Annotated in this window: 19 protein-coding genes; 8 read left to right on the forward strand and 11 right to left on the reverse strand. The window is 70.9% G+C overall.

Going from position 1 to position 25,968, the window contains the following annotated elements:
• The first annotated feature begins 20 nt into the window (after window positions 1–20).
• On the forward strand, window positions 21–920 hold the full coding sequence (locus C3E78_RS03905; protein WP_159085808.1) for a glycosyltransferase family 2 protein: 900 nt from the start codon (window positions 21–23) through the stop codon (window positions 918–920).
• On the opposite strand, the gene C3E78_RS03910 is transcribed toward C3E78_RS03905, so the two are convergent.
• From C3E78_RS03910 to C3E78_RS03950, 9 genes are read right to left on the reverse strand one after another with little or no spacing between them, the layout of a single operon-like run.
• Complete coding sequence (locus tag C3E78_RS03910) at window positions 850–2,124, reverse strand: rhamnosyltransferase WsaF family glycosyltransferase (protein ID WP_108577078.1); 1,275 nt, start codon at window positions 2,122–2,124, stop codon at window positions 850–852. The two genes, C3E78_RS03905 and C3E78_RS03910, sit on opposite strands and share 71 nt — an antisense overlap.
• Window positions 2,121–3,245 (reverse strand): DegT/DnrJ/EryC1/StrS family aminotransferase, encoded by a 1,125-nt coding sequence (locus tag C3E78_RS03915; protein ID WP_108577079.1) that lies wholly within the window; start codon window positions 3,243–3,245, stop codon window positions 2,121–2,123. The genes C3E78_RS03910 and C3E78_RS03915 overlap by 4 nt, the downstream gene beginning before the upstream one ends.
• A complete protein-coding gene (locus tag C3E78_RS03920) occupies window positions 3,242–4,729 on the reverse strand; it encodes an oligosaccharide flippase family protein (protein WP_108577080.1) in 1,488 nt (495 codons plus the stop codon). Before C3E78_RS03920 ends, C3E78_RS03915 begins: the two co-directional genes overlap by 4 nt.
• On the reverse strand, window positions 4,726–5,772 hold the full coding sequence (locus C3E78_RS03925) for a glycosyltransferase family 2 protein (protein ID WP_159085809.1): 1,047 nt from the start codon (window positions 5,770–5,772) through the stop codon (window positions 4,726–4,728). The genes C3E78_RS03920 and C3E78_RS03925 overlap by 4 nt, the downstream gene beginning before the upstream one ends.
• Window positions 5,769–6,446: an acetyltransferase gene (locus tag C3E78_RS03930; protein ID WP_108577082.1), complete on the reverse strand. Its 678-nt coding sequence runs from the start codon at window positions 6,444–6,446 to the stop codon at window positions 5,769–5,771. The genes C3E78_RS03925 and C3E78_RS03930 overlap by 4 nt, the downstream gene beginning before the upstream one ends.
• Window positions 6,434–7,588 carry a DegT/DnrJ/EryC1/StrS family aminotransferase gene (locus tag C3E78_RS03935; RefSeq protein WP_108577083.1) on the reverse strand — a complete coding sequence of 385 codons (1,155 nt, stop codon included), beginning with the start codon at window positions 7,586–7,588 and terminating at the stop codon, window positions 6,434–6,436. The genes C3E78_RS03930 and C3E78_RS03935 overlap by 13 nt, the downstream gene beginning before the upstream one ends.
• Complete coding sequence (locus C3E78_RS03940; protein WP_108577084.1) at window positions 7,585–8,583, reverse strand: NAD-dependent epimerase/dehydratase family protein; 999 nt, start codon at window positions 8,581–8,583, stop codon at window positions 7,585–7,587. Before C3E78_RS03940 ends, C3E78_RS03935 begins: the two co-directional genes overlap by 4 nt.
• The gene (locus tag C3E78_RS03945) at window positions 8,580–9,674 is read right to left on the reverse strand and encodes a Gfo/Idh/MocA family protein (protein WP_235833808.1); all 1,095 of its coding nucleotides are present in this window, start codon (window positions 9,672–9,674) and stop codon (window positions 8,580–8,582) included. The genes C3E78_RS03940 and C3E78_RS03945 overlap by 4 nt, the downstream gene beginning before the upstream one ends.
• A gap of 10 nt (window positions 9,675–9,684) precedes the next feature.
• Window positions 9,685–14,433: a DUF4082 domain-containing protein gene (locus C3E78_RS03950; RefSeq protein WP_108577086.1), complete on the reverse strand. Its 4,749-nt coding sequence runs from the start codon at window positions 14,431–14,433 to the stop codon at window positions 9,685–9,687.
• A 198-nt stretch (window positions 14,434–14,631) separates the two neighbouring features.
• Between C3E78_RS03950 and C3E78_RS03955 the strand changes: the two genes are divergently transcribed.
• Together C3E78_RS03955 and C3E78_RS03960 are read left to right on the forward strand one after the other, a co-directional pair.
• On the forward strand, window positions 14,632–15,231 hold the full coding sequence (locus C3E78_RS03955) for an acyltransferase (protein ID WP_424922766.1): 600 nt from the start codon (window positions 14,632–14,634) through the stop codon (window positions 15,229–15,231).
• A 10-nt stretch (window positions 15,232–15,241) separates the two neighbouring features.
• Window positions 15,242–16,294 (forward strand): LCP family protein, encoded by a 1,053-nt coding sequence (locus C3E78_RS03960; RefSeq protein ID WP_108577088.1) that lies wholly within the window; start codon window positions 15,242–15,244, stop codon window positions 16,292–16,294.
• Window positions 16,295–16,298: 4 nt separating this feature from the next.
• Here C3E78_RS03960 and C3E78_RS03965 read toward each other — a convergent pair whose 3' ends face one another.
• A complete protein-coding gene (locus C3E78_RS03965) occupies window positions 16,299–17,168 on the reverse strand; it encodes a glycosyltransferase family 2 protein (RefSeq protein WP_108577089.1) in 870 nt (289 codons plus the stop codon).
• Window positions 17,169–17,227: 59 nt separating this feature from the next.
• Here C3E78_RS03965 and mfd point away from each other — a divergent pair, with 59 nt between their 5' ends.
• Entirely contained in the window at window positions 17,228–20,752 is a 3,525-nt protein-coding gene (gene mfd, locus C3E78_RS03970; protein WP_108577090.1) for a transcription-repair coupling factor, read from the forward strand.
• Between the two features lie 74 nt (window positions 20,753–20,826).
• On the opposite strand, the gene C3E78_RS03975 is transcribed toward mfd, so the two are convergent.
• Window positions 20,827–21,348 carry a 1-acyl-sn-glycerol-3-phosphate acyltransferase gene (locus C3E78_RS03975; RefSeq protein ID WP_243834207.1) on the reverse strand — a complete coding sequence of 174 codons (522 nt, stop codon included), beginning with the start codon at window positions 21,346–21,348 and terminating at the stop codon, window positions 20,827–20,829.
• Between the two features lie 136 nt (window positions 21,349–21,484).
• Here C3E78_RS03975 and C3E78_RS03980 point away from each other — a divergent pair, with 136 nt between their 5' ends.
• From C3E78_RS03980 to eno, 4 genes are all read left to right on the forward strand, one after another.
• The gene (locus tag C3E78_RS03980) at window positions 21,485–22,996 is read left to right on the forward strand and encodes an APC family permease (RefSeq protein ID WP_108577092.1); all 1,512 of its coding nucleotides are present in this window, start codon (window positions 21,485–21,487) and stop codon (window positions 22,994–22,996) included.
• Between the two features lie 25 nt (window positions 22,997–23,021).
• Window positions 23,022–23,675 carry a SurA N-terminal domain-containing protein gene (locus tag C3E78_RS03985; RefSeq protein WP_135804957.1) on the forward strand — a complete coding sequence of 218 codons (654 nt, stop codon included), beginning with the start codon at window positions 23,022–23,024 and terminating at the stop codon, window positions 23,673–23,675.
• A complete protein-coding gene (locus C3E78_RS03990) occupies window positions 23,675–24,553 on the forward strand; it encodes a nucleoside triphosphate pyrophosphohydrolase (RefSeq protein ID WP_168217229.1) in 879 nt (292 codons plus the stop codon). The genes C3E78_RS03985 and C3E78_RS03990 overlap by 1 nt, the downstream gene beginning before the upstream one ends.
• 135 nt (window positions 24,554–24,688) lie before the next feature.
• A complete protein-coding gene (gene eno / locus C3E78_RS03995) occupies window positions 24,689–25,966 on the forward strand; it encodes a phosphopyruvate hydratase (protein ID WP_108577095.1) in 1,278 nt (425 codons plus the stop codon).
• The last annotated feature ends 2 nt before the right edge of the window (window positions 25,967–25,968 follow it).

Genomic DNA, 25,968 nt, shown 5'->3' on the forward strand with positions numbered 1-25,968 from the left:
AGCCGGTCTAGCATGTGGGTGTGGCCCCTGAGATCGCCGTCGTCGTGGTCACGTACAACAGCTCTGCGGTCATCGGCGACCTGCTCGACAGCCTTCCTGCGGCGCTCGCCGGTCTGAGCGCACGGGTGGTCGTCGTCGACAACGGTTCCAGCGACGACACCTGCGACGTGGTGAGCAGGCGAGGCGACTGCGTCCTGGTCAGGGAGCAGAACCGTGGCTACGCGGCGGGCCTGAACACCGGCGTCCGGGCGTTGCCCGTCGAGGGACCGATCCTCCTGCTCAACCCGGACGTGCGGATGGATCCTGGCTCGGTCGCCGTGATGGCTTCCACGTTGCAGCAGCCCCGGACCGCAGCCGTCGTCCCGAGGCTGGTGGACGACCACGGGCAGCTCTCGCTGTCGTTGCGACGGGAGCCGACGCTCGGCCGGGCCCTGGGTCTTGGCCGAACGCGCCGGCCGGCCCTCAGCGAGACGGTCCAGGACCACGGGGCGTACGCGTCTCCGCACGTCACGGACTGGGCCACGGGCGCGGTGATGCTGCTGTCGAGGGAGTGCTTCGACGCGCTGGGTGGGTGGGACGAGTCGTACTTCCTGTACTCCGAGGAGACCGACTACTGCCTGCGCGCCCGCGACATCGGATGGGTCACGCGGTACGAGCCGGCGGCGCTGGCGGTGCACATCGGCGGGCAGTCCGGGCGCAGCGCACGCATCCACGCGATGCAGATCGTCAACCGGGTCCGCCTGTTCCGGCGTCGCCACGGGCGAGGCGCGTCCGTGCTCTACCTGCTGCTCGCGGTGGCGAGTGAGACGTCCTGGGTCCTGCGGGGTCATCATGAGTCGGCCACTGCCATCAAGGCGCTGCTGGTGCCGGGGTCGCGACCGGTGGAGCTGGGCTGCTCGGACCGGATGCTTCCCAGCTGACCTGCGGGGGACCGGCAGTCAGCGCCGTGTCCTCGATGATGCGCACCACGGCACGTCCGGCCTCCTGCCAGTTGTCGGTCCGCACGCTCGCCGCGGCGCGCACCGCGCGGCCCGGGACGTCAGGGTCCTCGACGGCTCGGCACAGCGCGCGAGCGAGCCCGGCGGGTGTGGGGGGCGACCAGGCGACCTCGTCGTTCGGCAGGTCCGCGCGGGCATCGTGCAGATCGGGCACCACGGGGATCGTCCCGGACGCGAGCATCTCCTCGGCGACCAGCGAGATGTTGGTGAAGGACATGGCCAGACCCGCGACGGTCTGGTTGTACAACAGGTTCAGCTCGTCGGGCGTGAGTCGACCGTGGCGGATCACCGGGAACGACACCTCGGGCATGGCCTCGCCGTACACGTGGATCGGGTGCTCGGGATGGCGCCGGTGGAACTCCTCGAGCGCGAGCATGCCGAGCAGATATCCCCGTCGAGGGACGTCGGGCTTGGCGTAGAACACGACGCCCGACCGCGCGCCACGGTGCTCCAACGAGTAGACGTTCGTGTCGCAGCTGAACGGCACGACGTGCGACGACACCCCCAGCTCGTGGCGGAGCCGGTCGTGGACCATCGTCCCGAGCGCGATGTTCGTGAAGCCGAAGCGGTAGGTGTCGGCTGCCAGCTCGTGCTCCGACCCGCGAGGGAAGAAGAACGGCTCGTAGTCCTGGACGAAGTAGAGACGGTGCAGCCCCGTGCCACGCCTGGCCAGCACGTGGGCGGTGGGCCAGCTGGTGGCCACGACCGCGTCGACGCCCTCCCAGCCGGAGGAGGCGTCGCGGACCTCCGCTCCGACCCACGGCCACGAGTGGGCCACGACCTCGGCATGACGCGTGAGGTCGCCGTGGTGACGGTCGTACAGGAACAGGACGCAGGTGTGCCCTGCGTCCTCCAGGGCCCGGATCATCCGGAACATCGTGGTGTGACCGCCCGATCCCGCACTGGGGGGTGTCGACAGCCACCCGATGGTCAGCGGGCCGTCGGATCGTGAGCGCTTGCCGGCCGTGACTGCCGGGAGCGAGCCGGAGTCGGCGATGTCCCCGGGCAGCAGCGGGAAGTCGAGCGCCCCTGCCCCCAGGCGATCGTGTGCGCGACGCACGATGCGGCGCGCCAGACCGGCGGGCCCCTCGTGGCGCAGCTTCTGGGTCGCCCCGCGCACGTTCACGCGAGGAGTGCCCTCGTGCTGAGCGAGCTGCGCACGGCCTCGGCCACCCGGGTCTGCTGCTCGGCGGTGATGCCGGGGAACAGGGGCAGCGACAGGATGCGCTCCGCCGCTGCCTCGGTGACCGGGAAGTCGCCCCGTCGGTGCCCCAGGTGCTCGAAGGCGGGCAGCAGGTGGATCGGGCGCGGGTAGTGGATGCCCGCCCCGATGCCTGCCCCGTTCAGCGCGGAGACCAGCTCGTCGCGTTCGTCGCTCTGGATGACGTACAGGTGCCAGACGTGCTCATTGCCCTCGGCGACCGTCGGCAGCTGCAGCCCCTCGATGTCCGAGAGCAGGCCGTCGTAGCGCTGTGCGGCGGCACGTCGTTCGTCGTTCCAGTCGTCGAGGACCGCGAGCTTGGTGGACAGCACCACCGCCTGGAGGCTGTCGAGGCGGGAGTTGACGCCGATCTCGAGGTGCTCGTACTTGTGTGTCCCGCCGTGGTTGCGGACCGCGCGGAGGTAGTCGGCGATAGTCGCGGACGCGGTGGTGACGGCGCCGGCGTCGCCATAGGCGCCGAGATTCTTGCCGGGGTAGAAGCTGGTGGCGGCAGCATCGCCGATCGAGCCGCTGCGGTGACCGAACCGGCGAGCGCCCTGGGACTGGGCCGCGTCCTCGATCAGGGCCACGTCCTGGCCCACCACGCTCCGCAGCTGCTCCATCGGCGCCATCTGCCCGTACAGGTGGACCCCGATGACGGCCCGCGTCGCCGGGGTCAGTCGCGCCGCCACCGACAGGGGGTCGATCAGGTGATCCGCCGTGACGTCCGCCAGGGCGACGGTGGCACCTGTGCGCACGACGGCCTCGGCCGTCGCGACGAACGTGTTCGCCGGGATGATGACCTCGTCGCCGGGACCGATGCCGCATCCGCGCAGGGCCAGCTCGACCGCGTCGGTGCCGTTGCCCACGCCGAGGCAGTGGTCCACACCGCAGTAGGCGGCGAAGGCCTCCTCGAACGCGGTCACCTCTGGCCCGAGGACGTAGGAGGCGGCCTCCAGCACCCTCGCGAAACCGATCGCCACGTCGTCGGCGACGCGGCGGTGCGCAAGGCGCAGATCGACCAGAGGGATGTCGGTGTCGTTCATGATGCTCCTTCGGAGTAGGACGTACGAGGTTCGTGCTGGGCTCGGCGGCGGGGCCGGCGGAGTGACTTGGCAGCAGGTTGTCTGCGCAACCACGGCCAGATGAGCGCCCCGTAACAGGCCAGAAGTGCCGTCCCTCCGCCGAGCACGGCGAGGAACGGGGGACCGATGTGGTCGGAGACGAACCAGCCGGCCGCCGTCGCCGGGAGGATCGCGATGATCGAGGGGACGAACGACCGCAGCAGGTCCCGGGCCGGGACACCGACGCGGCGCATCGCCACGAGATAGAGCGGAAGCATGACCCCTGCCGCGACGAGCGCGTGCGACCATCCTGCGCCGCGCAGGCCCTCGAGACGTATGGCGACGTACATGACGGGGCCGAGGACCACGATCCACATCGCCTGGGTCCACAGCAGGGCAACGGAGTCCCCGCAGGAGGTGAGGAACGCGACCCAGAGGTCGAACACCACGCGCAGCACCCCGAACACGGCCAGCCCGGCGAGCGCGGACGCCGCGGGCAGCCATCGGGACCCGTAGACGACCTCGATCGTCTGCGTCGCCATCACCGTCAGCGCCGCGCCGACGGGCAGCGCGACGGCCAGCGTCAGTCCGGTGGCGGCCACCACGCCTTGATGGTCGCGGGCGCCCAGCGAGCGCTCGCGGTGGGCGAAGGCCGGCATCGCCACGGCACGGATCGCCGAGCCGACGAGGGTCGTCGGCCATGACGAGATGTTGAACGCGAGGACGTAGAAGCCCAGGGTCACGACACCTGCCGCGTGCCCCACCAGGACGTAGTCCAGGTTGAGAAGAGTGAGGGCGAGGAGCCCGGCGCACGCCAGGGGCAGCCCGAACCGGATACCGCTTCGCGCGATGTCGGCGTCCCAGCCGAACCGGAGGGGCTGGCGGGAGAGCCGGAACTGCAGGCAGGTCGCCACCGCCTGGGACACCACGCGGGCGATGGCCAGCGCGAGTGCACCCATGCCGGCCACGGCCAGCGTCACGCTGAGCGTCGTGAAGATGACGAAGCTCGCCGACTCGATCAGGAAGAGCTGCTTCTGCATGAACTCCCGCTGCAGGTGGGCGTACGGAACGACTCCGATGCCGGCGAACAGGATCGTGACCGCCATGAGGCGGACGGCTCCGGTGGCGTCCGAGCTCCCGAGGGCTGTGGTGACAGCCCCGGCGCTGACGGCCATCGTCAGGGCCAGCACCGAGGACGACACGGCCGACAAGGTCGCGATCGTCGGGCCGCGCGTCGGCAGGTCGCCGTGCCGGACCAGGTCGGCCGCGAGCCCGAGATCGGCCAGGTTCATCAAGATGGTCTGCACAGTCAGCGCGATCGCGAAGACACCGAAGTCCTCGGGAGCCAGAATGCGCGCCAGGGCGATCCCCACGACGAACGTGCCGAGCCGCAGCACGAGACCGTTGGCGAGACTCCAGGCAAGTCCCTTGCCGACCCGTGTCCCGAGCTCCGTATCGGCGCTCATGTCCCGTACCGGCGCCACTGGCGCCAGGCCAGGTGGGTGCGGGCGCGACCGGCGAACGTGACCTTCGGCGGCCGTACGACGTCCGTCCGCGCCGATCGTGAGTACCGCTGCCACTCGCGCGTGCGCTGGACCGGCGGCCACAGCGTGCGGGCGAAGTCGGCGAGCTCGTCCGTGGGTGCGTCCGGGTCCGCCCCGATCCCCTCGTTGACGGCCAGCCGCACCGCAGTCCGGGCCAGGGCTCGTCGGGCCATCGCGTGCAGACGGGCCGCGTCGGCCGTACCGGCAGCGGAGCCGGCTCCCAGGAGCAGGTCGAAGACCAAGGAGCGCTCGCGCAGGTCGGTGATCATGCCGGCGTACGTCGTCAGGTGCATGTTCTCGCCGTGCACCCGGTAGAAGGCCTGCGGAGGGCCGTTCACCCGGCCGATGTCCCACCGTTGAGCGGTGCGGAGCCAGATCGCCATGTCTGCGGCGTGCGGCAGCCGAGGGTCGTACGAGCTGATCTCGTCCCAGGCCGCGCGACGCATGACCACCTCGGGACTCATGATCACGTTCTTGCCCTTGCGGCAGATCCGTTCGAGCCAGTCCTGGCCCGACCAGACCGACCAGCTGCGCACCACGTCGGGAACGTCTCTCAGGTGGTCCTCGAAGTTCTCCGGGAAGCCGTAGACGAGACCCACGCCCGGGTGGTTCTCCATCAACGTGACGGCTCGCGTCAGGGCGTTCCTCGGCACGGCGTCGTCGGCGGAGAGCAGGACCACGTAGTCGCCGCGGACCTCCGCCAGACCGTCGTTGTAGGTCGCGATGTGGCCGGCGTTCCGCTCGTGCGCCAGGACGGCGACCCGGTCGTCCGCCGCGGCGAGCGCGGCCGCCACGTCGAGGCTGTCGTCGGTGGAGGCGTCGTCGACGATCAGCACGTCGACGTCCAGCCCGGCCTGGTCCAGGACGCTGCCGACGGCAGTCGGCAGGAACTGGCCGTAGTTGTAGCAGGGAATGACGACCGAGACGCGAGGCCGCGTCCGCAGGGGAGCCGGACGCACGATCACGACGTCTCCTCCAGCACGGGCGTCAAGGACAGCCAGCCCGGGGGCCGAGCCAGCTCCCGCGCGGGGACGCCCACCCAGGTCTCGCCGTCCGGCAGGTCGTCGAGCAGGGTCGAGCCCATCCCGAGCGTGCTGTCGGCACCGACGTGCACGTCCTGACGCACGCTCGCGTTGGTGCCGAGGTAGGCCCCGGCACCGACCGTGACGCCGCCGGCCAGGCTGACGCCTGCGCACAAGGTGGCGTAGTCACCGACGACGTCGTCGTGGGTCACCGTGACGTTGGGCATCGCGACGACGTGCCGGCCGATCCGGGCGTCCGCCGTGATGGCCACGTGGGCCAGCAGCACCGAGCCGACGCCGAGGAAGCACGAGGGCGGGACGTGGACGGACGGGTGGACGACCGTGCCGAACCGCGAGGGTCCGATGTCGTGGTCCGCGAGCCGCGCGACGATCGCCTGGCGGGTGCGGCCCTGGCCGGTGCAGACGACGACGTACGAGCTGCGGTCCCAGAACACCTGGTCGAGACCGCCCAGCACCGGCATCCCGCCGACCGACGTCCCGTGCAGCGCCGGATCGTCGTCGACGACTCCGAGGATGTGGTACCGGCCCGAGGCGGCGACCGCCTCGCCCACCTCGCGGGCGAGCCCCCCGGCACCGATGAGGATCAGGTTGTCCATCGTTCTTCTCCGCTTCCGCTGATGAGGGCTGCGATGACCCGGGACTGCTCTCCCACGGACATCTGGTGGAACAGGGGCAGGATCAGCGTCGTGTCGCTGAGCTGCTCGGAGACCGGCAGCGAGCCCGGCCCGAGCCCCTCGTGGGCGTACGCGGGCTGGCGGTGGGCCGTCATGATGCCGCGCCGCGCCGAGATGTCCACCGACGCCAGATGGGCCAGGAGCCCGTCCCGATCCAGCGGGTACGGGTCGCTGACCTCGACCCAGTACGACTGGAAGTTCGTGGTGCCCCAGGCGGGATCGGCGACCGGGCGCAGCCCGTCGATGTCGTTGATGTACTTGGTGTAGACCTCCGCGAGCTCGCGGCGGCGCTCGATGATCTCGCTCAGCTTGCGCAGCTGCACGATCCCGACCGCGGCCTGGAGGTCGGTCATGCGGTAGTTGAACCCGATCTCGGTGTACTCCTCGGCCGGCGCCAAGGTGCTGCCGTGGCGGTCCGCGGCCGAGACGCTCATCGAGTGCTCGCGGAGGCGCCGCGCGCGGTCGGCCCAGTCGGCGCGCGAGGTGGTGACCATGCCGCCCTCGCCGGTCGTGACGATCTTGCGCGGATGGAACGACCAGACCGCGATCTCGGCACCCGCTCCCACGGGGCGGCCGTGGTACGTCGACCCGGCGCCGCACGCAGCGTCCTCGATGACCACGATGCCCCGTGGGTCGCACAGGGCCCGCAGCTCGTCCAGGGCGACGGGGACGCCACCCTGGTCCACCGCGATGACCGCACGGGTGCGCTCCGTGAGCGCCCGCTCGACCGTGGCGGCCGTCAGGTTGCCGGTGACGGGGTCGACGTCGGCGAACACCGGCCGCGCTCCCACGTACGTCGGTGCGTTCGCGGTGGCGATGAAGGAGAACGACGGGACGACCACCTCGTCACCGAGCCTCACCCCGGCGACCTCCAGGGCCAGGTGCAGCGCCGTCGTGCAGCTGGACACCGCGACGGCGTGCTCAGCCTGCTGCACCCGGGCGAAGGTGGCCTCGAACGAGGCGACCTGTGGTCCCTGGGCGATCCACCCGGAGGAGATGACCTCGGTGAGGGCGGCGACCTCTTCCTTGCCCAGCCATGGCTGCATCACGTTCACGCGGCTCATCGCTGCTGCTCCATGCTCCGCCCGACCGAGATCTCGGCCCGCAGCGGCCGCCACCAGCGCACCAGCTCGTCCAGCCCCTCAGCCAGGCCGACCCGGGTCTCGAACCCCAGGTCACGTCGTGCGGCGGACACGTCGGCCAGGCGGCGCGCGACTCCGTTGACCGCGCGCTCGGGCCCGTGCTGGACCGGCGTGGTCGAGCCCATGACCTGCGAGAGCGTCTCGGCGAGCTCGAGCAGGCTCGTCTCGGAGCCGGAGGCGATGTTGTAGACGCCTTCGGTGACGCTGCTCTCCGCGGCCAGGATGTTCGCGCGGGCGATGTCGGTCGTGTAGGCGAAGTCCATGGTCTGCTCGCCGTCGCCGAACACGAGTGGCGGCTGCCCGTCCTCGATGCGCTCCATCCACCGCACGAGCACCTCGGTGTAGAGCCCGTGCACGTCCATCCGGGGCCCGTAGACGTTGAAGTAGCGCAGGAGCACGTAGTCCAGGTCGTGCATCGCCCGGAAGCTGCGCAGCATGCCCTCGTTGAACGACTTGGCGGCACCGTAGAACGTGTCGTTGTTGTGGTGGTGGTGCCGCTCGTCGGTGGGGAACTCCTCGGCCATGCCGTACACGGACGCCGACGAGGCTGAGATGACTTTGTCGACGTGCCGGTCCACCGCCGCCTCGTACACGTTGAACGTGCCGTCGACCAGCACCTCCAGGGCCAGCCTCGGCTCCTCGGCACACTGCGTGATCCGCAGGGCGGCCTGGTGGAAGACGACGTCCTGGCCGGCGGTGACGTCGTGGACGGTGTCGCGGTCCCGGATGTCGCCCTCGACGAGGGTGACCCGCCCGCTCGCGAGCGCGGCGTCGAGGTTGCCGAGGCGTCCCCGCACGAGGTTGTCGAGCACGTCGACGTGGCTGGCTCCGGCTGCGAGCAGCTGGTCGACGATCGTGGACCCGATCGTGCCGGCACCGCCGGTCACGAGCACGCGGGCTCCGTCTAGTGAGGTCATGCGGCTGACACCTTCCTGCTGGAGACGATCGGGGGGACGGGGACGGAGGGCTGGTCCGGCTCCAGCCGGGTCAGCGCGCCGTCGGTGCGCAGGCTGCGGGCGGCCGCCTCGAGCACCGAGAGCACGCGCAGGCCGGACTCGCCGTCGGTCCGCGACGCCCGGCCGTCGCGGATGCACGCGGCGAACTCCGTCGCCATCTGCCCGAGCGCCTCGCGGTGCGGCAGGGCCGGTGCCCAGGTGTCACCGAGGCGGTAGGAGATCGTCGAGTCCCTGCGGTCGGCAGCCGTGGACGGCTGGTCGGCGAGGTCGACCCCGCGGTCGTAGACGCTGAGCGGCTGCTGCGGGTTGAGGTCGTCCCACACGAGGGTGCGGCGGGTCCCGCCGATGACCATCTGGCGGATCTTGGTCGGGCTCAGCCAGTTGACGTGGACGTGGGCGAGGGCGCCGTTCCCGAACGGCAGGGTCAGGTAGCCGACGCACGGCCGGCCGGCCCCGAGCGGGTCGGCGCCGTGGGCCGCGACCCCCTCGGGGCGCAGGCCGCCGGGGAGGATGAAGTCGAGGATCGACAGGTCGTGCGGGGCCAGGTCCCAGAACACGTCGACGTCGGGCTGGATGAGGCCGAGGTTGATGCGCACGGAGTCGACGAACAGGATGTCGCCGAGCGAGCCGTCCGCGATGAGGTCCCTGATCTTCAGGACGGCCGGTGTGTAGCAGTAGGTGTGGTCGGCCATGAGGACCAGCCCGCGCTCCCGGGCGGTCCGCACCATCCGGGTCGCGTTCGCGAGGCTGTCGGCGAGGGGCTTCTCCACGACGACGTGCTTGCCGGCCTCCAGCGCCGGCAAGGCCATCGCCTGGTGCGTGCGGGCCGGCGTGGCGATCGCGACGGCGTCGATGTCGGGGCGGGCCAGGACCTCGTCGAGCGAACGGGTCACCGCGACACCGTCACCGGCCACGCTCCGTGCGCGGTCGAGGTCCAGGTCGCAGACGGCACGCAGCTCCCAGTCCGCACTCGCGCGGAAGTTGCGGGCGAGGTTGGGACCCCAGTAACCCGCCCCGATGACGGCGACGCCGAGCTTGTTGTCAGTGGTCACGATGTTCCTTTCATGAGGACGCCGCCCGCACGATCACGTCGACGAAGTAGTTGGTCGCGTTGTAGGAGCCGGTCGGGAAGCCGCCGCCCTCGCCGTACGCGAAGACGCCGTTGTTGCTCGTGCGCGCGCTGAGCGGACCGACGGTCCACGGCACCGCGAAGAAGCCGGGCGTCACCGAGTAGTGGCCCTCGGGGGCGTAGTAGGACACGACGTACGTCGTCCCGCCGGTGATCGGGACAGGGGTGGAGAGGGTGGCGGTCTGCCACCCGCTCGCGCCCTCGCCGGTGAAGGTGACCATCGCGAGCCGTTCCCCGCTGGCGGACCAGAGGCTGCCCACGTGCGTGCCGCCGTTGCCCGGACCCTTGTAGAACCGGATCGCGGTGACGGTCCCGTCCACCGAGGAGGAGAACGCGGTGCCGAGCTCGACGGGGCTGCTGTCGTTGAGTGACGCGACACTGGGTGTCGACCCGGCGAACAGGGAGTGTGCCGTGGTGCCGCTCGCCTCGGTGCGGAAGGTCCACGTCCGGTCCGCCACGGAGGCGCCCTCGGTGGACACGACGTCCCTCAGGCGCGCCGTCAGCTCGGTGTCCGCAGGCAGGCGGGCCGACGGCGTGAACGTGATGGTCTCCTTGTCGCTGGAGAGGCTGGTCGTCCCGGCGACCTCGCTCGTGCCGTTCGTGACCGTCAGCGAGTAGCCGGGGGCAACCGGCGCGGACAACGTCGCGGAGACCGTGCTCGCGAGCTGGACGTCGGTGTCCCCGGAGTCCGGTGACACGTCCCGTACGGTCAGCGTGGGCGGGTCCGCCACGAAGGCGACGTCGACGAAATAGCTCGTCGCGTTGAAGTCGTAGATGGGCAGGCCCCCCGACGACCCGTACAGATAGCGGCCGTTCTTGCCCGCGGGCGCGGTCAGGTCACCGTTGGTCAGGGCGTTGGCGAAGAAACCGCCGGTCGACGCGTAGTGACCCTGCGGAGCCAGGTACGACACCACGTAGGACGTCCCCGCGGTGACGGACACCGGCTGGGGGAGCCGGGCCGTCTGCCAGCCCGTCGGGGTCTCGTTCGTGAACGTCACGCTGGCCAGCTGCTGGCCGGTCTCGCTCCAGAGCCGTCCGACGTGGGTTCCGGCGTTGCCGGGACCCTTGTAGAACCGGATCGAGGTGATCGTCCCGTCCTTGGCGGGCCGGAATGCGGTGCCGACCTCGACCGCGGACCCGTCATTGACCGACGGCACCTGGGGGACCTGGTCGCTGAACAGCGTCTGCGGCTCCCCGGTGCTGTCGCCGGTGGACGTGTGGAACGTCCAGGTCCTCGTGCCGAGCGAGGCACCGCTCGTGGACGTCACGTCGGTGAGCGTCACGGTGACGGTGGCGTCCTGGGGCAGCAGCCCCGCCGGGTCGAACGTCAGTCTGGTCGCGTCCGCGCTCAGCCTGCTCGTGCCGGTGACGGGGGAACCGCCGCTCGTGACGTCCAGTGTGGCGCCGGGCTTGATCGCGTCGTCGAACCACACCCCGATGTCGGTGTCCCGCGGGACGTCCACCGCGCCGGCCGGCGGGTCCTGGGCGGTGATCGCGATCTGTGGCGCCAACCGTTCGAACACGACGTCCACCAGGTAGCTCGTGGACGTGCGGGTGGCGGGGAAGCCCGAGCCGTACGTGTAGGAGCCGCCGTTGGCCGACGTGCGCAGCGGCGCGGTGATCCGCTCCGCGGCGAGATCGCCGGGCGTGGCCGAGTACATCCCGGCCGGAGCGCGGTAGGACGCGACGTACTCGGTGTTCTTCGCGATCTCGACGGGTTCGTCGAACGTCAGGGTCTGCCAGCCGCTGGTGCTCTCGTCGGTGAACGTGCCCTCCGCGAGCTGCGTGCCCGACGCGGTCCACAGCGCACCGGTGTGGCTGCCGGTGTTGTTCGGTCCCTTGTAGAACTTGACCCCGGTGATCGTCCCGGGGACGTCCGCGGAGAACCGCACGCCCAGGCTCACAGCGGACGGGTCTGCGGCCTGCAGGATGGTCGGCGTCGTGGAGTCGGTCATGGTGCTGCACGGGCACACGCCCCGAGGGGGTGCCGGCTTGACGGTCGTGAACGAGGATCTCGCCCCGCTGGACACGGCGTTGCCCTGGGTGTCCACCCCGCCCGCCCTCGCGGTGTACTTCACGAATCCGCTGAGCTCGGACGACGGCGTGAACGTGACGGTGCGGCTGCCAGCGTCGTAGGCGGTGCTGCCGTCCACGAGCGAGCCGTTGGCGTCCGTGAGCGTCATCGTGGCGGACCCGGGGGCCAGGGGCTTGGAGAACGTCGCGGAGACCGTCGACCCGAGCGGCACGCTCGTCGAGCCCGACAACGGCCAGTGCGACGTGACGGTCAACGGCGAGCTGTCCGTCAGCACGAAGAGCGCGTCGACGTAGTAGTTGCTGTTGCGGAAGGCGCTGTCGGGCATCCGACCGGGGGCGCCGTGCACCCCTGCGCGGACGGCCCCGTAACCACCGTCGACCGACAACGGGTGCGCCTTGACGCCCATCGCACTGAACGCGTGGGGCTTGACGGCGTAGTGGCCGTTCGGAGCGGTGTACGACACCGTGTAGGTCTCGTCCTTGGTGACGGGGACCGCTGAGGCGAACGTGGCCTCCTGCCAACCCGTCGAGCTCTCGCCCGAGAACGTGACGGCAGCGAGCTTCTGCCCCGCGGAGCTCCACAGCGAGCCGACGTGGGTGCCCGTGTTGCCGGCGCCCTTGTAGAACCGCACGCCCGAGACGTATCCGTCGGTCGTGGGGGAGAACCGCAGGCCCAGCTCGAGGTTGGTCGCGTCGTCGGCCGCGGGGACGTTCGGGACCTCGTCGCCGAACACGCTGCACGGACAGCCCACCGTCAGCGACTGCGTCACGGGCGAGCCGATGTTGGCGCTGTCGTCGACCGCGCGCGCCATCACCGGGGTGGCCCCGGTGCCGGACTGCACGTACCGGTAGCTCCACGAGGTGGTTCCCGTCGCCGGGTGCCAGGTCGTGCCGCCGTCCGTGGACACCTCGACGCCGGCGACGACCCCGTCGGTGTCGGTCGCGGTGCCCGTGGCCGTGAAGAAGGTGCCGTTCGCGACGCTGGTGCTGCCGTCGGGCGAGGTGATCTCCGTGGTCGGTGCCGTCGTGTCGGTCGACTTCGTGGCCGCCGTGAGGGTCGGGTCGAGGGTCGTCGGCTGGGCGCCCATGTCGGCGAAGAGGTTGACCTGCGCCTGCTGCATGCGGCGGTCCGCGGGGGCGCCGTTGCCGTCGTGGGTCGCATCCAGACCCCACGTCCACTGGATCGACCCGGCGGAGAAGACGAGGGCGCCGCTGGCTGCTCGGTACATCGTCAGGTGGTGGGTCGTGGTCCCCTCCGCGACGTCGTTGCCGAAGTCCTGCAGGTACTGCGGTGCCGGGCCGGTCGTGGTGGACAGGCGGATCAGGCCCGGGGGCCGGGCCCCGTTGTCGAGGTCCTCGTTGGACTCGTAGCCCACGGTGTGCGGCGCCAGCTGGGCGCTGGCCCCGGCCGCCAGCGACCGCAGACTGGTGCCGCGCCACAGGCGCAGCTTGGCCTCGTCGGCGCTGACGGTCACCGGCAGATCGGTGTCGTTGGACATGTAGAGGGTGCCGGTCAGCCCGTTCTCGGGCCGGCCGGCGCCACTGAGCTTGGAGGCGAAGCGTGGATCGCGCCAGGTCCCGGTCCACTCCGGCGACGGATCGATCTTGTCGTTGGACCAGGTCTCCTTGTAGGAGGTGAGGATTCGGCCGGGGGTGTGCTCGGGGTCGGCGGACGGCTCGTAGCGCGTCCGCCAGTAGGCCTCGTTGCCGCTGAGGAACATCAGATTGACGCCGGCGTCGCGGGCGGCCTCCACATTGGCGCGCTGTGCACCGCTCCAGTACTCGTCGTGCCCCATCGAGACGAAGGTCCGGTGATTCGTCAACAGCTCCCCGTTGCGGTCCGAGTCGACGCCCGCGATGTAGCTGACGTCGTACCCGTTCTTCTCCATGAACCGGACCAGCGGGTACTCCGACGCGAAGTAGAAGTCACGGGCCTCGGTGCCGTCCCGGGTCGCGAAGGGCCGGTTGTAGCTCAGCTGGTAGGCGCGGCCGTTGTTGCCGCCGCGATAGAAGTTCGAACCGCCGTACATGTTGTACGCGTGCCAGGTGGGATCCGAGGTCTGTGCGACCACGGCCGAGGTGCTGGCGTCGTTGCGGACGACGAAGGTGATGTGGCTCTCGCCGCCGGTGTCCGAGCGCCGCAGCCTGGCGATGTAGACCCCCGAGACGGCGGTGGACGGCACGTCCCACGAGGCCGACACCCCCCAGGTCCCGCAGTCGTAGAGCTGGGTGGAGACGTCGGTGATGCAGGACGGCTGGTGCTGGGGAAGCGTCGCGGAGGGGGTGACGGTCGTGATCTTCCGGGCGCCGTCGCCGCCGTAGTAGCCGGTGCGGTAGATCGTGATGGAGTACGACCGCGCGGTGGTGTCGATCTTGAAGTCGACCTGGTGGCCCACGTCCACGCTGATGTCGGTCGCGAAGCCCTGGATGTCGGGATCGCCGGCACCCTCGATGTCCCACTCGCTGGCCGGCGACCCGGGTTTGCTGTTCTCGCACGAGATCGGGTTGCCGGACGGTCCGCACGGGTCACCCGTGGCGGAGACCGGCGCGCTCGTGACGGACGTGATGAGACCCGCCGACAGCAGTCCGGCGGTGAGGGCTGCGAGGGCGCGTGACCGCGCTCGGCGTCCCCTGCGGGAGTTGGACATCCTGACCTCTGTTCCTGGTCCACAGGCCCCTTCCGGTCGCCGTCGGGGCGCCGGGATCTACCTGCGACTCATGCCAGAATCCCCGCACTTGAGAGCCCGTGGCAGGCGTTTGGGCGACCATTTCTGGCTGCGGCGCCGCTTTTGACGCTCCTTTCACGATCGTGCGGAGACTCGTCACATGGGGCGATCATGAAAGACCTGCGTGCAGCGCACATCGCGGCGACTGCTGACATCGATCCCCGTGCCTCGATCGGCGCGGGGACACTCGTGTGGGACCTCGCACAGGTGCGCGAGGAGGCCCGGCTGGGCGTGCAGTGCATCATCGGACGAGGGGCGTACGTCGGGCCCGGGGTGGTCCTGGGTGACCGGTGCAAGGTGCAGAACCATGCCCTGGTCTACGAGCCGGCCGTGCTGGGCGACGGCGTCTTCATCGGGCCCGCGGCGGTGCTGACCAACGACCTGTTCCCCCGTGCGGTGACCCCGACCGGGGAGCTGAAGCGGGCCGAGGACTGGGACGCCGTCGGGGTCGTGGTCGGGACGGGAGCGTCGGTCGGCGCCCGGGCGGTGTGCATCGCCCCGGCCCGGATCGGGCGGTGGGCGATGGTGGCGGCCGGGGCCGTCGTCACGAGGGACGTACCGGACCACGCCCTGGTGGCAGGTGTTCCCGCCCGCCGGGTGGGGTGGGTCGGCCGGGCCGGCGTGCCGCTGGAGGACGCCGGTGGAGGGACGTTCAGGTGCCCGCGGACCGGCGAGACGTACGTCGAGCGCGGCGACGGCCTCGAGCCGGCGGCGGGATGAGGGGCGAGGGATGCTCAAGCCGGCCCGACGGCGGCGACGCCGTCATCGTCTCCTGCGCCGGGCCCTGCTGGGCCTCGCGATCTGTCTCCTGACCCCGGTGCTGCTGTCCCTCGTGGTCGCGCTGTACCTGCAGCACCAGCTCGCCGGTCAGATCGAGCGCATCGACGGCGTGTTCGGCGGGAACCACGACCGTCCGGCCAAGACCGTGGTGGCGACCCGTGCGGTCAACATCCTGCTGCTCGGCACCGACCGTCGCTCCGACGAGCCGACGACGGGCACCGCCGCGACGGCGGCGTCCTGGGTGGCCGGAGCGCAGCGCTCCGACGCGATCATGGTCCTGCACATCGACGGCGACCGCCGCGGCGCGTCGGTCATCTCGATCCCGAGGGACTCATGGGTCACGATCCCGGGGCACGGTCCCGGCAAGATCAACGCCGCGTTCTCGTACGGGGGACCGTCGCTCGCGGTGCGGACGATCGAGAACGTCACGGGCATCCGCATCGACCACCTGGCCGTCGTGGACCGGAACGGCTTCCGAGAGCTCACCGACTCCCTCGGCGGCGTGACGCTGGACGTCCCCGAGACCGTGCACGACAGCTACCGGGACGTCACCTGGACCGCAGGACGCCACACCATGAGCGGCGACGAGGCACTCGACTACGTGGGGCAGCGGGCCGGACTCCCCGGGGGCGACTTCGACCGGATCCACCGCCAGCAGCACTTCCTGCGCACCGTGCTCGACGAGACCCTGACCCAGGAGCTCGTCAAGGAGCCGCGGCACGCGTACCGGGTCCTCGACATCCTGACCAAGAACCTGTCGGTCGACAGCGACTGGTCGGTCGGCCAGATGCGCGGCCTCCTCGTCTCGCTGCGACACCTGCGCTCGGCGGGCATCGGCTACCTGACCGTCCCGGTCGCCGGTACCGGGATGGAGGGCTCGCAGAGCGTCGTCCACCTGGACCGCGCCGGCAACGAGGAGCTGTGGAACGCGGTGCGGGACGACACGGTGTCGGACTGGCTGGCCACGAACCCGGCCAGCGAGACACCGGCCGCGGTCGGCTGAGCGATCAGGCGCGGGACGACTCGTCGCGCTGCCACGTCGTGAAGTCCCCCGAGCGGATCAGTCGACGGGCACGGAGGCGGGCGAGCACGGTCACCGCGAGGAAGACGCCGATGCGCGGCAGGAGGGACGGCCGTCCGCGCGCCATGTCGATCAGTGTCGACAGGCTGGTCGCGGAGTCCTCGCGGCGGACGCCGGCGTCCCGCGCCTGGGCGTTCCCGGTGGCCACGCGGACGCGCCGGCGCAGGAGGTCAGCCGTGGTGCGCGGCGGCCACACGGTCACCGTCGCGTCGTCGACGACCCGCCGCTCTTCGTCGGTGAACGCGTCGGAGGCCGCGAGGTCGTCGCTCATCACGACCGGCAGGGCACTCACGCGTTCCTGGGCGTCACGGCTCAGCGCGAACGCCCCGCGCCCGAAGAGCCCGCTCGCGACCTGGGGGAGCTGCTCCCAGACGTCGTAGTACCACCGCACGACGAGGCTGCAGCCGTCGCGAGGGACGACCCGTCGCGGGGCGACGGCCAGCACGCCGGGCTGCCGCAGCGCGTCCAGCAGCCGCGCCACGTCGGCACCGGACAGCGCGACGTCCGCGTCGACGTGCACCCGGGGGAACACGTCGGTCGCGGCGTTGCCGGCGCGGACCGCGGCGCTCTTGGACGCCTCCTCGATCTCGATGACCCGCACCGGCGGCCCGAACCCGCGGGCGACGTCGGCGGTGCGGTCGGTGCAGCCGTTGCAGACCACGACGACGTCGAAGGGCCCGCTGCCGTCGAGCAGCGCGCCGAGGCTCCGGGCGATGCCGCGTTCCTCGTCGTGGGCCGGCACCACGACGCTCGCGACGAACCCCGGAACGTCGTCGGAGGCCGGTGCGCTGCTCACCGCTTCATCGTGGCACGCCCGGTCGCCGGGTTGCCGTGGAACGGTAGATTGGGCTGGTCATGAACCTGCAGCCCCTCGCGACTCTCGTCGCCACCGAACCCACCATCGCGCAGGCACTGGACGATCGGCGGGACGGGCTGCGGGAGCTGCAGCTCCAGGCCCCCGAGCCGTTGCGGCCGTTCCTCGTCCACGCGTTGGCGCAGCAGTCGACGGTCGTCGCGGTGACCGCGACCGCCCGCGAGGCCGAGGACCTGACCACCCAGGTCGGCGAGCTGCTGGGTGCCGACGCGGTGGTGCACTTCCCGGCGTGGGAGACCCTGCCGCACGAGCGCCTCTCGCCCCGTTCGGACACCGTGGGCCGCCGGCTGGCGGTGCTGCGCCGCCTGGTGCACCCGACCGACCCGTCGGCGCTCGACTCCGACACCAGCACCGGCCCGGTCCGCGTGGTCGTGGCGCCGATCCGCTCGCTGCTGCAGCCGCAGGTCAAGGGCCTGGCCGACCTCGTCCCCGTCGAGCTGCACCAGGGTGACCAGGTCGAGCTCGAGCAGGTCGTGCGCGACCTGGCCGCCGCCGCGTACTCGCGGGTCGACCTGGTCGAGCGTCGCGGTGAGTTCGCCGTGCGCGGCGGCATCATCGACGTGTTCCCGCCGACCGAGGAGCACCCGCTGCGCATCGAGTTCTTCGGCGACGAGGTGGACGAGATCCGCCGCTTCGCGGTGGCCGACCAGCGCACGCTCGAGTCGGTCACCCACGTCTGGGCACCGCCGTGCCGCGAGCTGCTGCTGACCGACGAGGTGCGCGCCAAGGCCGCGCAGCTCGCGGACGAGCACCCGTCCCTGGTCGAGATCTTCACCAAGATCTCCCAGGGCCACGCGGTCGAGGGCATGGAGTCGCTGACGCCCGTGCTCACCGACGAGATGGAGTCGTTCGTCAACCTGCTGCCGGAGCGCTCGGCGATCCTGCTGATGGACCCCGAGCGCATCAAGGCCCGCGCCGCCGACCTCGTCGCGACCAGCGAGGAGTTCCTGCAGGCGTCCTGGGCGGCGGCCGCCGGGGGTGGCGAGTCGCCGATCGACCTCGGCTCGGCCGCGTTCCGGTCGCTCGACGAGGTCCGCGAGGAGACCCTGGGACTGGGCCACACCTGGTTCTCCCAGTCGCCGTTCGGACTCGACCTGGACGAGGGATCGCGGGCGGTCGAGATGGAGGCCGCCGCCGCGTACCGCGGTGACACCGCCGCCGCGCTCGCGGACATCAAGCAGTGGGTCGGCGCGGGCATGCGCGTCGTCTTCGTCGCGCCGGCGCACGGCCAGGCCCAGCGCGCGGGGGAGTGGCTGTCCGAGAACGACGTCGCGTCCGCACTCGACGACGGGGTCACCGCGCCCTCGCCGGGCGTCGTGCAGATCAGCTGCGGCGAGCTCTCCCACGGCCTCGTCTCGGCTCCGCTGCAGCTGGCGGTCATGACGTACGACGACCTCGTCGGCCAGCGCACCGCCGATCGCACCGAGCGCAAGATGCCGGCCCGGCGCCGCAAGCAGGTCGATCCGCTCGAGCTGCGGACCGGCGACTTCGTCGTCCACGAGCAGCACGGCCTGGGCAAGTACATCGAGCTGACCCAGCGCGTCGTCCAGGGCGCGGCCCGCGAGTACCTCGTGATCGAGTACGCCCCGTCCAAGCGCGGCCAGCCCGCCGACCGGCTGTTCGTCCCGATGGACCAGCTCGACCAGATCAGCCGGTACGTCGGCGGTGAGTCCCCGTCGCTGGACCGGCTCGGCGGCTCGGACTGGACCAGCCGCAAGAACAAGGCCCGCAAGGCCGTCCGGCAGATCGCCGGCGAGCTCATCAAGCTGTACGCAGCACGGCAGGCGACCAAGGGCCACGCCTTCGGCCCGGACACGCCCTGGCAGGCCGAGCTCGAGGACTCCTTCGCGTTCGTCGAGACGCCCGACCAGATGATCACGATCGACGAGGTCAAGCGCGACATGGAGCGCACCGTCCCGATGGACCGCCTGGTCTGCGGCGACGTCGGCTACGGCAAGACCGAGATCGCGGTGCGTGCGGCGTTCAAGGCCATCCAGGACGGCAAGCAGGTCATCCTGCTCGTGCCGACCACGCTCCTCGTGCAGCAGCACTTCGCGACGTTCGCCGAACGGTTCGGGCAGTTCCCGGTCACGATGAAGCCGCTGTCGCGGTTCCAGACCGAGAAGGAGACCAAGGAGACGCTCGCCGGCCTGGCCGACGGGTCGATCGACATGGTCATCGGCACGCACCGGCTGCTGCAGCCGGGCGTGAAGATCAAGGACCTGGGCCTGGTGATCGTCGACGAGGAGCAGCGGTTCGGCGTCGAGCACAAGGAGGCCATGAAGATGCTGCGCGCGGCCGTCGACGTGCTGTCGATGTCCGCGACGCCCATCCCGCGCACCCTGGAGATGGCGATCACCGGCATCCGCGAGATGTCGACGATCGCGACCCCGCCGGAGGAGCGCCACCCGGTGCTGTCGTTCGTCGGCCCGTACGAGGACCGGCAGGTCATCGCTGCGATCCGGCGCGAGCTGCTCCGCGAGGGGCAGGCGTTCTACATCCACAACCGGGTGCAGAGCATCGACAAGGCCGTGGCCCGGATCAAGGAGCTGGTGCCGGAGGCGCGCGTCGCCGCGGCGCACGGCCAGATGGGCGAGCACCAGCTCGAGGAGGTCATGGTCGACTTCTGGGAGAAGCGCTACGACGTCCTGGTCTGCACCACGATCGTCGAGTCGGGCCTCGACGTGTCCAACGCCAACACGATGATCATCGAGCGCGCCGACACGCTGGGCCTCTCGCAGCTGCACCAGCTGCGTGGCCGCGTCGGACGCTCGCGCGAGCGCGCCTACGCGTACTTCCTGTACCCGCCGGAGAAGCCGCTGACCGAGACCGCGCACGACCGGCTGGCGACGATCGCCCAGCACTCCGAGCTCGGCGGCGGCATGGCCGTGGCGATGAAGGACCTCGAGATCCGCGGCGCCGGCAACCTGCTGGGCGGCGAGCAGTCGGGCCACATCGCCGACGTCGGCTTCGACCTGTACGTGCGGCTCGTGGGGGAGGCCGTCGCGGAGTTCCGCGGCGACGCCGAGCCCGAGCGCGAGGTCAAGATCGAGCTGCCGATCGAGGCGCACCTGCCGCACGACTACGTGGGCAGCGAGCGTCTGCGGCTCGAGATGTACAAGCGTCTCGCGGACGTCCGCGAGCTCAGCGAGGTCGACGAGATCCGCGTCGAGCTGGTGGACCGCTACGGCGAGCCGCCCGAGGCCGTCGACGTCCTGCTCGACGTCGCCCGGCTGCGGGTGCGGGTGCGGGAGGCAGGCCTCACCGAGGTCACCGCAGCCGGACCGAACATCCGGTTCGCGCCGCTCAAGCTCCCCGACTCGGCACAGATGCGGCTGCAGCGGGTCTATCCGCGCAGCACGTACAAGGTCGCCGCCGAGGTCGCCCTCGTCCCGCGGCCCAAGACCGCCGCGGTCGGCGGCAAGCCGTTGGTCGGGCGCGAGCTGCTCGAGTGGACCCGGACCGTCATCGACACGCTCGTCCCGGCAGCCGTCCCCGCCGCCTGACCCCTCCGCGCTGGCCCTGACGTTTCTACCGACACGCCGTCGGCGTGTTCGTCAAAACGTCAGGCCCAGCGGGGTCAGGCCTCTTCGCGGAGGCGGGGCGGCGTCGCGTTCCGGGGCCGGATGCCGTGCTTGTCCTTGTAGAACTCGCGGACGATGTCCATGTCGGCACGCACGTCGTCGGAGGCGTGGAACGTGGGCCCGAAGCCCATCGTCCGGGTCGGCGGGTCGAAGAACGCCAGCGTGACGGGCAGCCCGGTCTCGCGGGACAGGCGCAGGAAGCCGGACTTCCAGAACTCGGCCTTCGACCGCGTGCCCTCCGCGGCGAGGATCAGGCGGAACGGCTCACCGGACCCGGCCTCGTCGACGAGCTCGCGGACGACCGTCCCGGGGTTCTCCCGGTCCAGCGGCACGCCGCCGAACGCCCTGATCACCCAGCCGAGGGGGCCCTTGAAGAGCTGCTTCTTGACCAGGACCCGCGGATGCGCGCCGTCGTGCCACATCACCAGGAGCATCGTGACGAAGTCCCAGTTGGACGTGTGCGGAGCGCCGACGAGGATGCCGCTCTGCGGCACCTCACCGACCATGCGATAGCGCATGAGACGAACAATTCCGCGGCTCAGCCGCTGCCGGATCATGGCGCCGATCCTACTGATCGGGCCGGTGTGACGAGGCTCGCTCCCCAGGCCCGTTCGTACAGTTGCGGAACACAACCGCCCGTCTAGCATCGTCCCCATGCCACTTCGGGGATCGCTCAAGCAGCTCGTGCGCACCAAGAACGTCGACGACGTCATCCACCAGAACGACGAGGATCCCTCCGGCGACGACGAGGGCGCGAGCCTCAGTCGTCGGCTGACGGTCTGGGACCTCATGGGCTTCGGCATCGGCATCGTGATCGGCACCGGGATCTTCACCCTGACCGGCACGGCTGCCAAGGACAACGCCGGGCCCGCGGTGATGGTCTCGTTCCTGATCGCCGGTGTCGTGGCGATGCTCGCGGCGCTCTGTTACGCCGAGCTCGCCGCCGCTGTCCCGACGGCCGGCAGCTCGTACACCTACGCGTACACGACGATCGGCGAGATCTTCGCCTGGATCATCGCGTGGGACCTGATCCTGGAGTTCGCCCTCGGTGCCGCGGTCGTGGCCCGCGGCTGGTCGGGCTACCTGCAGGGCGTGTTCGACCTGCCGAAGGCGTTCTTCGGCGAGGAGGACAGCGTCATCAACCTCGGCGCGGTGTTCATCGTCATCGTGCTGGGCGTCGTCGCCGCGATGGGCATCCGTGAGTCCAAGCTCGTGACCAACTCCCTGGTCGTCATCAAGGTCTCGATCTGCCTGTTCATCATCGGCGTCGGGCTGTTCTACGTCGACATGGACAACCAGAAGCCGTACATCCCGCCGAGCGAGAAGGCCGAGTCGGCCAGCGGGCTCAAGCAGCCGCTGTGGCAGTGGATCACGGGCGTCGACCAGACCGCGTACGGCGTGACCGGCGTGCTGGTCGCCGCCGCGGTCGTCTTCTTCGCCTACTCCGGGTTCGAGGCCGTGGCCAACCTCGGCGAGGAGACCAAGAACCCTGCCAAGGACATGCCGCGCGGTCTCATCGGCACCCTCATCATCTGCACCGTGCTGTACGTCGCGGTGTGCTTCGTGCTGACCGGGATGGTCAAGTACACCAAGCTCAGCACCGGTGAGCCGCTCGCGGACGCGTTCGACCAGTCCGGGCTCGGCTGGGCCGGCATCATCATCGGCACGGCCGCCGTCGCCGGCCTCACCTCGGTGATCCTCGTCGACATCGTCGCGATGGGCCGCATCGGCTTCGCGCTGTGCCGCGACGGTCTGCTGCCGCCGGCCATCGGCAAGATCCACCCGAAGTACCAGACGCCCGTGGTCATCACGGTGGGCACGACCGTCGCGGTCGCGATCCTCGGCGCGTTCGTGCCGCTCAGCGTGCTGGCCGAGATGGTGTCGATCGGCACGCTGTTCGCGTTCCTCGTCGTGTCGGTGGCCGTGGTGGTGCTCCGCCGCACCAAGCCGCGGATGAAGCGGCCCTTCCGCACCCCGCAGGTGCCGCTGCTGCCGGTCGTCTCGGGCGTCCTGTGCATCGCCCTCATGACCAACCTGGCCGTGGAGACCTGGTTGCGGTTCCTGGTCTGGCTCGCACTGGGCCTGGTCGTCTACCTCGCGTACGGGCGCCACCACTCGCGGCTGCACGCGCCGGTCGCCGTCGAGCAGGACACCGCCTCCCGGTGAATGGGCCCGTGGGTAACCTGTGACCATGCTCACCCGTGCACGCGCCGTCGTCCTCGCCGTCGCCGGCCTCTCGCTGGCTGCCTGCGGCACCGTCCACCCCGGTTCAGCCGCGGTCGTCGACGGCACGACGATCTCCATGAAGTCCCTTGACGAGACCGCCCAGGCGTACTGCGTGCTCTCGCTGAACGCGGCGCAGCAGCAGGGCGGCGCGCCGGCGGCCATCAGCAACACCGACCTCCGCCGACAGGCCGTCGTGGGCCTCGTGTCGTCCGTCGTCGCGGAGGACCTCGCCAAGAAGGAGGACCTCCAGGTCCGCCCGAGTGCCTGGAAGGTCGGCAGCACCGTGCGCGCCCAGCTCGCGAAGGCGTTCCCGAAGGGCGACGTCGACCAGATCGCCAAGGCCCTCGAGGACGACCAGAAGGTCTCGGTCATCGCGATCGCGCTCGCCGCCAAGCGGACCGGTCAGGCGCCGACGCAGGCCAACCAGCAGCAGCTGCTCCAGATCGGCCGTGACGAGATCACCAAGGCCTTCGCCTCGGAGGACGTGAAGTTCGCCCCCCGGTTCGGGCTCAGCCCGTCGGGCAAGGTCCGCGCGGACACCGGATCCATCTCCGTCGCCCCGGTGGACCTCGAGGCCACGCCGGCCGAGGAGCTGCCGGACACGCAGCGCTGCGCCTGATGCAGGTCCTCGTCCTCAGCCCGCGCGTCGCGCCGGGCATCCTGACCCTGGCCGCCTGGGACGCCCTGCGGGAGGCGAGCGTCGTGAAGGCGGCCGAGGACGGCCCGCACGTGCGGGCGATCATCGCGTCCGGCATCGCGGTGGAGATCACGGCCGAGAGGCCCGACGTGGCCGCCGGCGCGGTGTGGATCGCGCCCGTGGGCGACGCGGCCTGGGCGCGCTCGGTCGCGGACGACCTGATGGCGGGCTCCTCGTCCTCGGCCGAGGAGGTCGAGGTGCTGTTCGGCTCGTACGACCTGCCGGGCTCAGCCCTGCTGGACGTCGTGGAGGTCATCGACCGGCTGACCCGCGAGTGTCCCTGGACGAGCCAGCAGACCCACGCCAGCCTCAGCCACTACCTGCTGGAGGAGGCCCACGAGACCCTCGAGGCCCTCGACAGCGGGGACGGTGACCACCTGCGCGAGGAGCTCGGCGACCTCCTGATGCAGATCGTCCTCCACGCCCGGATCGCGGCGAAGGAGTCCGCGGACGAGGGCGGCGGCTGGGACATCGACGACGTCGCTGCGGGCCTCGCGGCGAAGCTGATCTACCGCAACCCACACGTGTTCGGCGACGGCACGGCCAGCACGGCCGAGGAGGTCGATGCCGCCTGGCAGCGGCTCAAGGCGGCCGAGAAGCAGCGGTCGTCCCCGCTCGAGGGCGTCCCCGCGACCCTGCCCGCGCTGTCGTACGCGAGCAAGGTGATCGGCCGGCTCGGCGACGTCGACGTGTCGGGCGACGACCTCGGGTCACGGCTCCTCGCGCTCGTGGCGGAGGCCCGTGCGCAGCACGTGGACGCCGAGGAGACGCTGCGACAGGCCGTGCGTCGGCTGCTCTAGCCGCACCTGGTCCAGCCGCATCTGGACTTGCCCCCTGTGGGCTTCCCGGTGGACACAGGGCGAGGCGGGTCGGTGCGCCGCGGCCGCGGGACTAGGCTGTCCACGCAGGTTCTTTTCTTTCAGAGGAGCGGTCTCTTGGCACGCATCGACGCCGTCGGCGCACGGGAAATTCTGGACTCACGGGGCAACCCGACCGTCGAGGTCGAGGTCGCCCTCGACGACGGCACGATCGGACGCGCAGCGGTGCCGTCCGGCGCCTCCACGGGCGCGTTCGAGGCGGTCGAGCTGCGTGACGGTGGCAAGCGCTACCTCGGCAAGGGCGTCCTCAAGGCCGTCGCCGGCGTGAACGACCTCATCGGCCCGGCCCTCATCGACTTCGACGCGGACGACCAGCGCGCGATCGACCAGGCCATGATCGACCTGGACGGCACGCCCAACAAGGCCAAGCTCGGCGCCAACGCGATCCTCGGCGTCTCCCTGGCCACGGCGCGTGCTGCCGCGGACTCCGCCGAGCTGCCGCTGTTCCGCTACGTCGGTGGGCCCAACGCCCACGTCCTGCCCGTGCCGATGATGAACATCCTCAACGGCGGCTCCCACGCGGACTCCAACGTGGACATCCAGGAGTTCATGATCGCGCCGATCGGCGCCGAGTCGTTCTCCGAGGCGCTGCGCCAGGGTGCCGAGGTCTACCACGCGCTGAAGTCGGTGCTCAACGAGCGCGGCCTGTCCACGGGCCTCGGCGACGAGGGCGGCTTCGCGCCCAACCTGGACTCCAACCGTGCCGCGCTCGAGCTCATCTCGGTCGCGATCGAGAAGGCCGGCCTCCGCGTCGGCACCGACATTGCGATGGCGCTCGACGTCGCCGCGTCCGAGTTCTTCACCGACGGCTCGTACGCCTTCGAGGGCGCGCAGAAGTCGGCCGAGGAGATGTCGGCCTACTACGCGCAGCTCGCCGCTGACTTCCCGATCGTCTCGATCGAGGACCCGCTGGACGAGGACGACTGGTCCGGCTGGGCGACGCTCACCGAGGCGATCGGCAACGACGTCCAGATCGTCGGCGACGACCTCTTCGTGACGAACGTCGAGCGGCTCACCCGTGGCATCGAGGAGGGCGCGGCCAACGCGCTGCTCGTCAAGGTCAACCAGATCGGCTCGCTGACCGAGACCCTCGACTCCGTCGAGCTCGCGCACCGTCACGGCTTCGCCTGCATGATGAGCCACCGCTCCGGCGAGACCGAGGACACCACGATCGCCGACCTCGCGGTCGCGACCAACTGCGGCCAGATCAAGACCGGCGCCCCCGCGCGGTCCGACCGGGTCGCGAAGTACAACCAGCTGCTCCGCATCGAGGAGCTCCTCGGCTCGGCGGCCACGTACGCCGGCGCGTCGGCGTTCCCGCGGCTGGCGCTCTGACC

Source organism: Aeromicrobium chenweiae (genome assembly GCF_003065605.1).
GTDB lineage: Bacteria > Actinomycetota > Actinomycetes > Propionibacteriales > Nocardioidaceae > Aeromicrobium > Aeromicrobium chenweiae.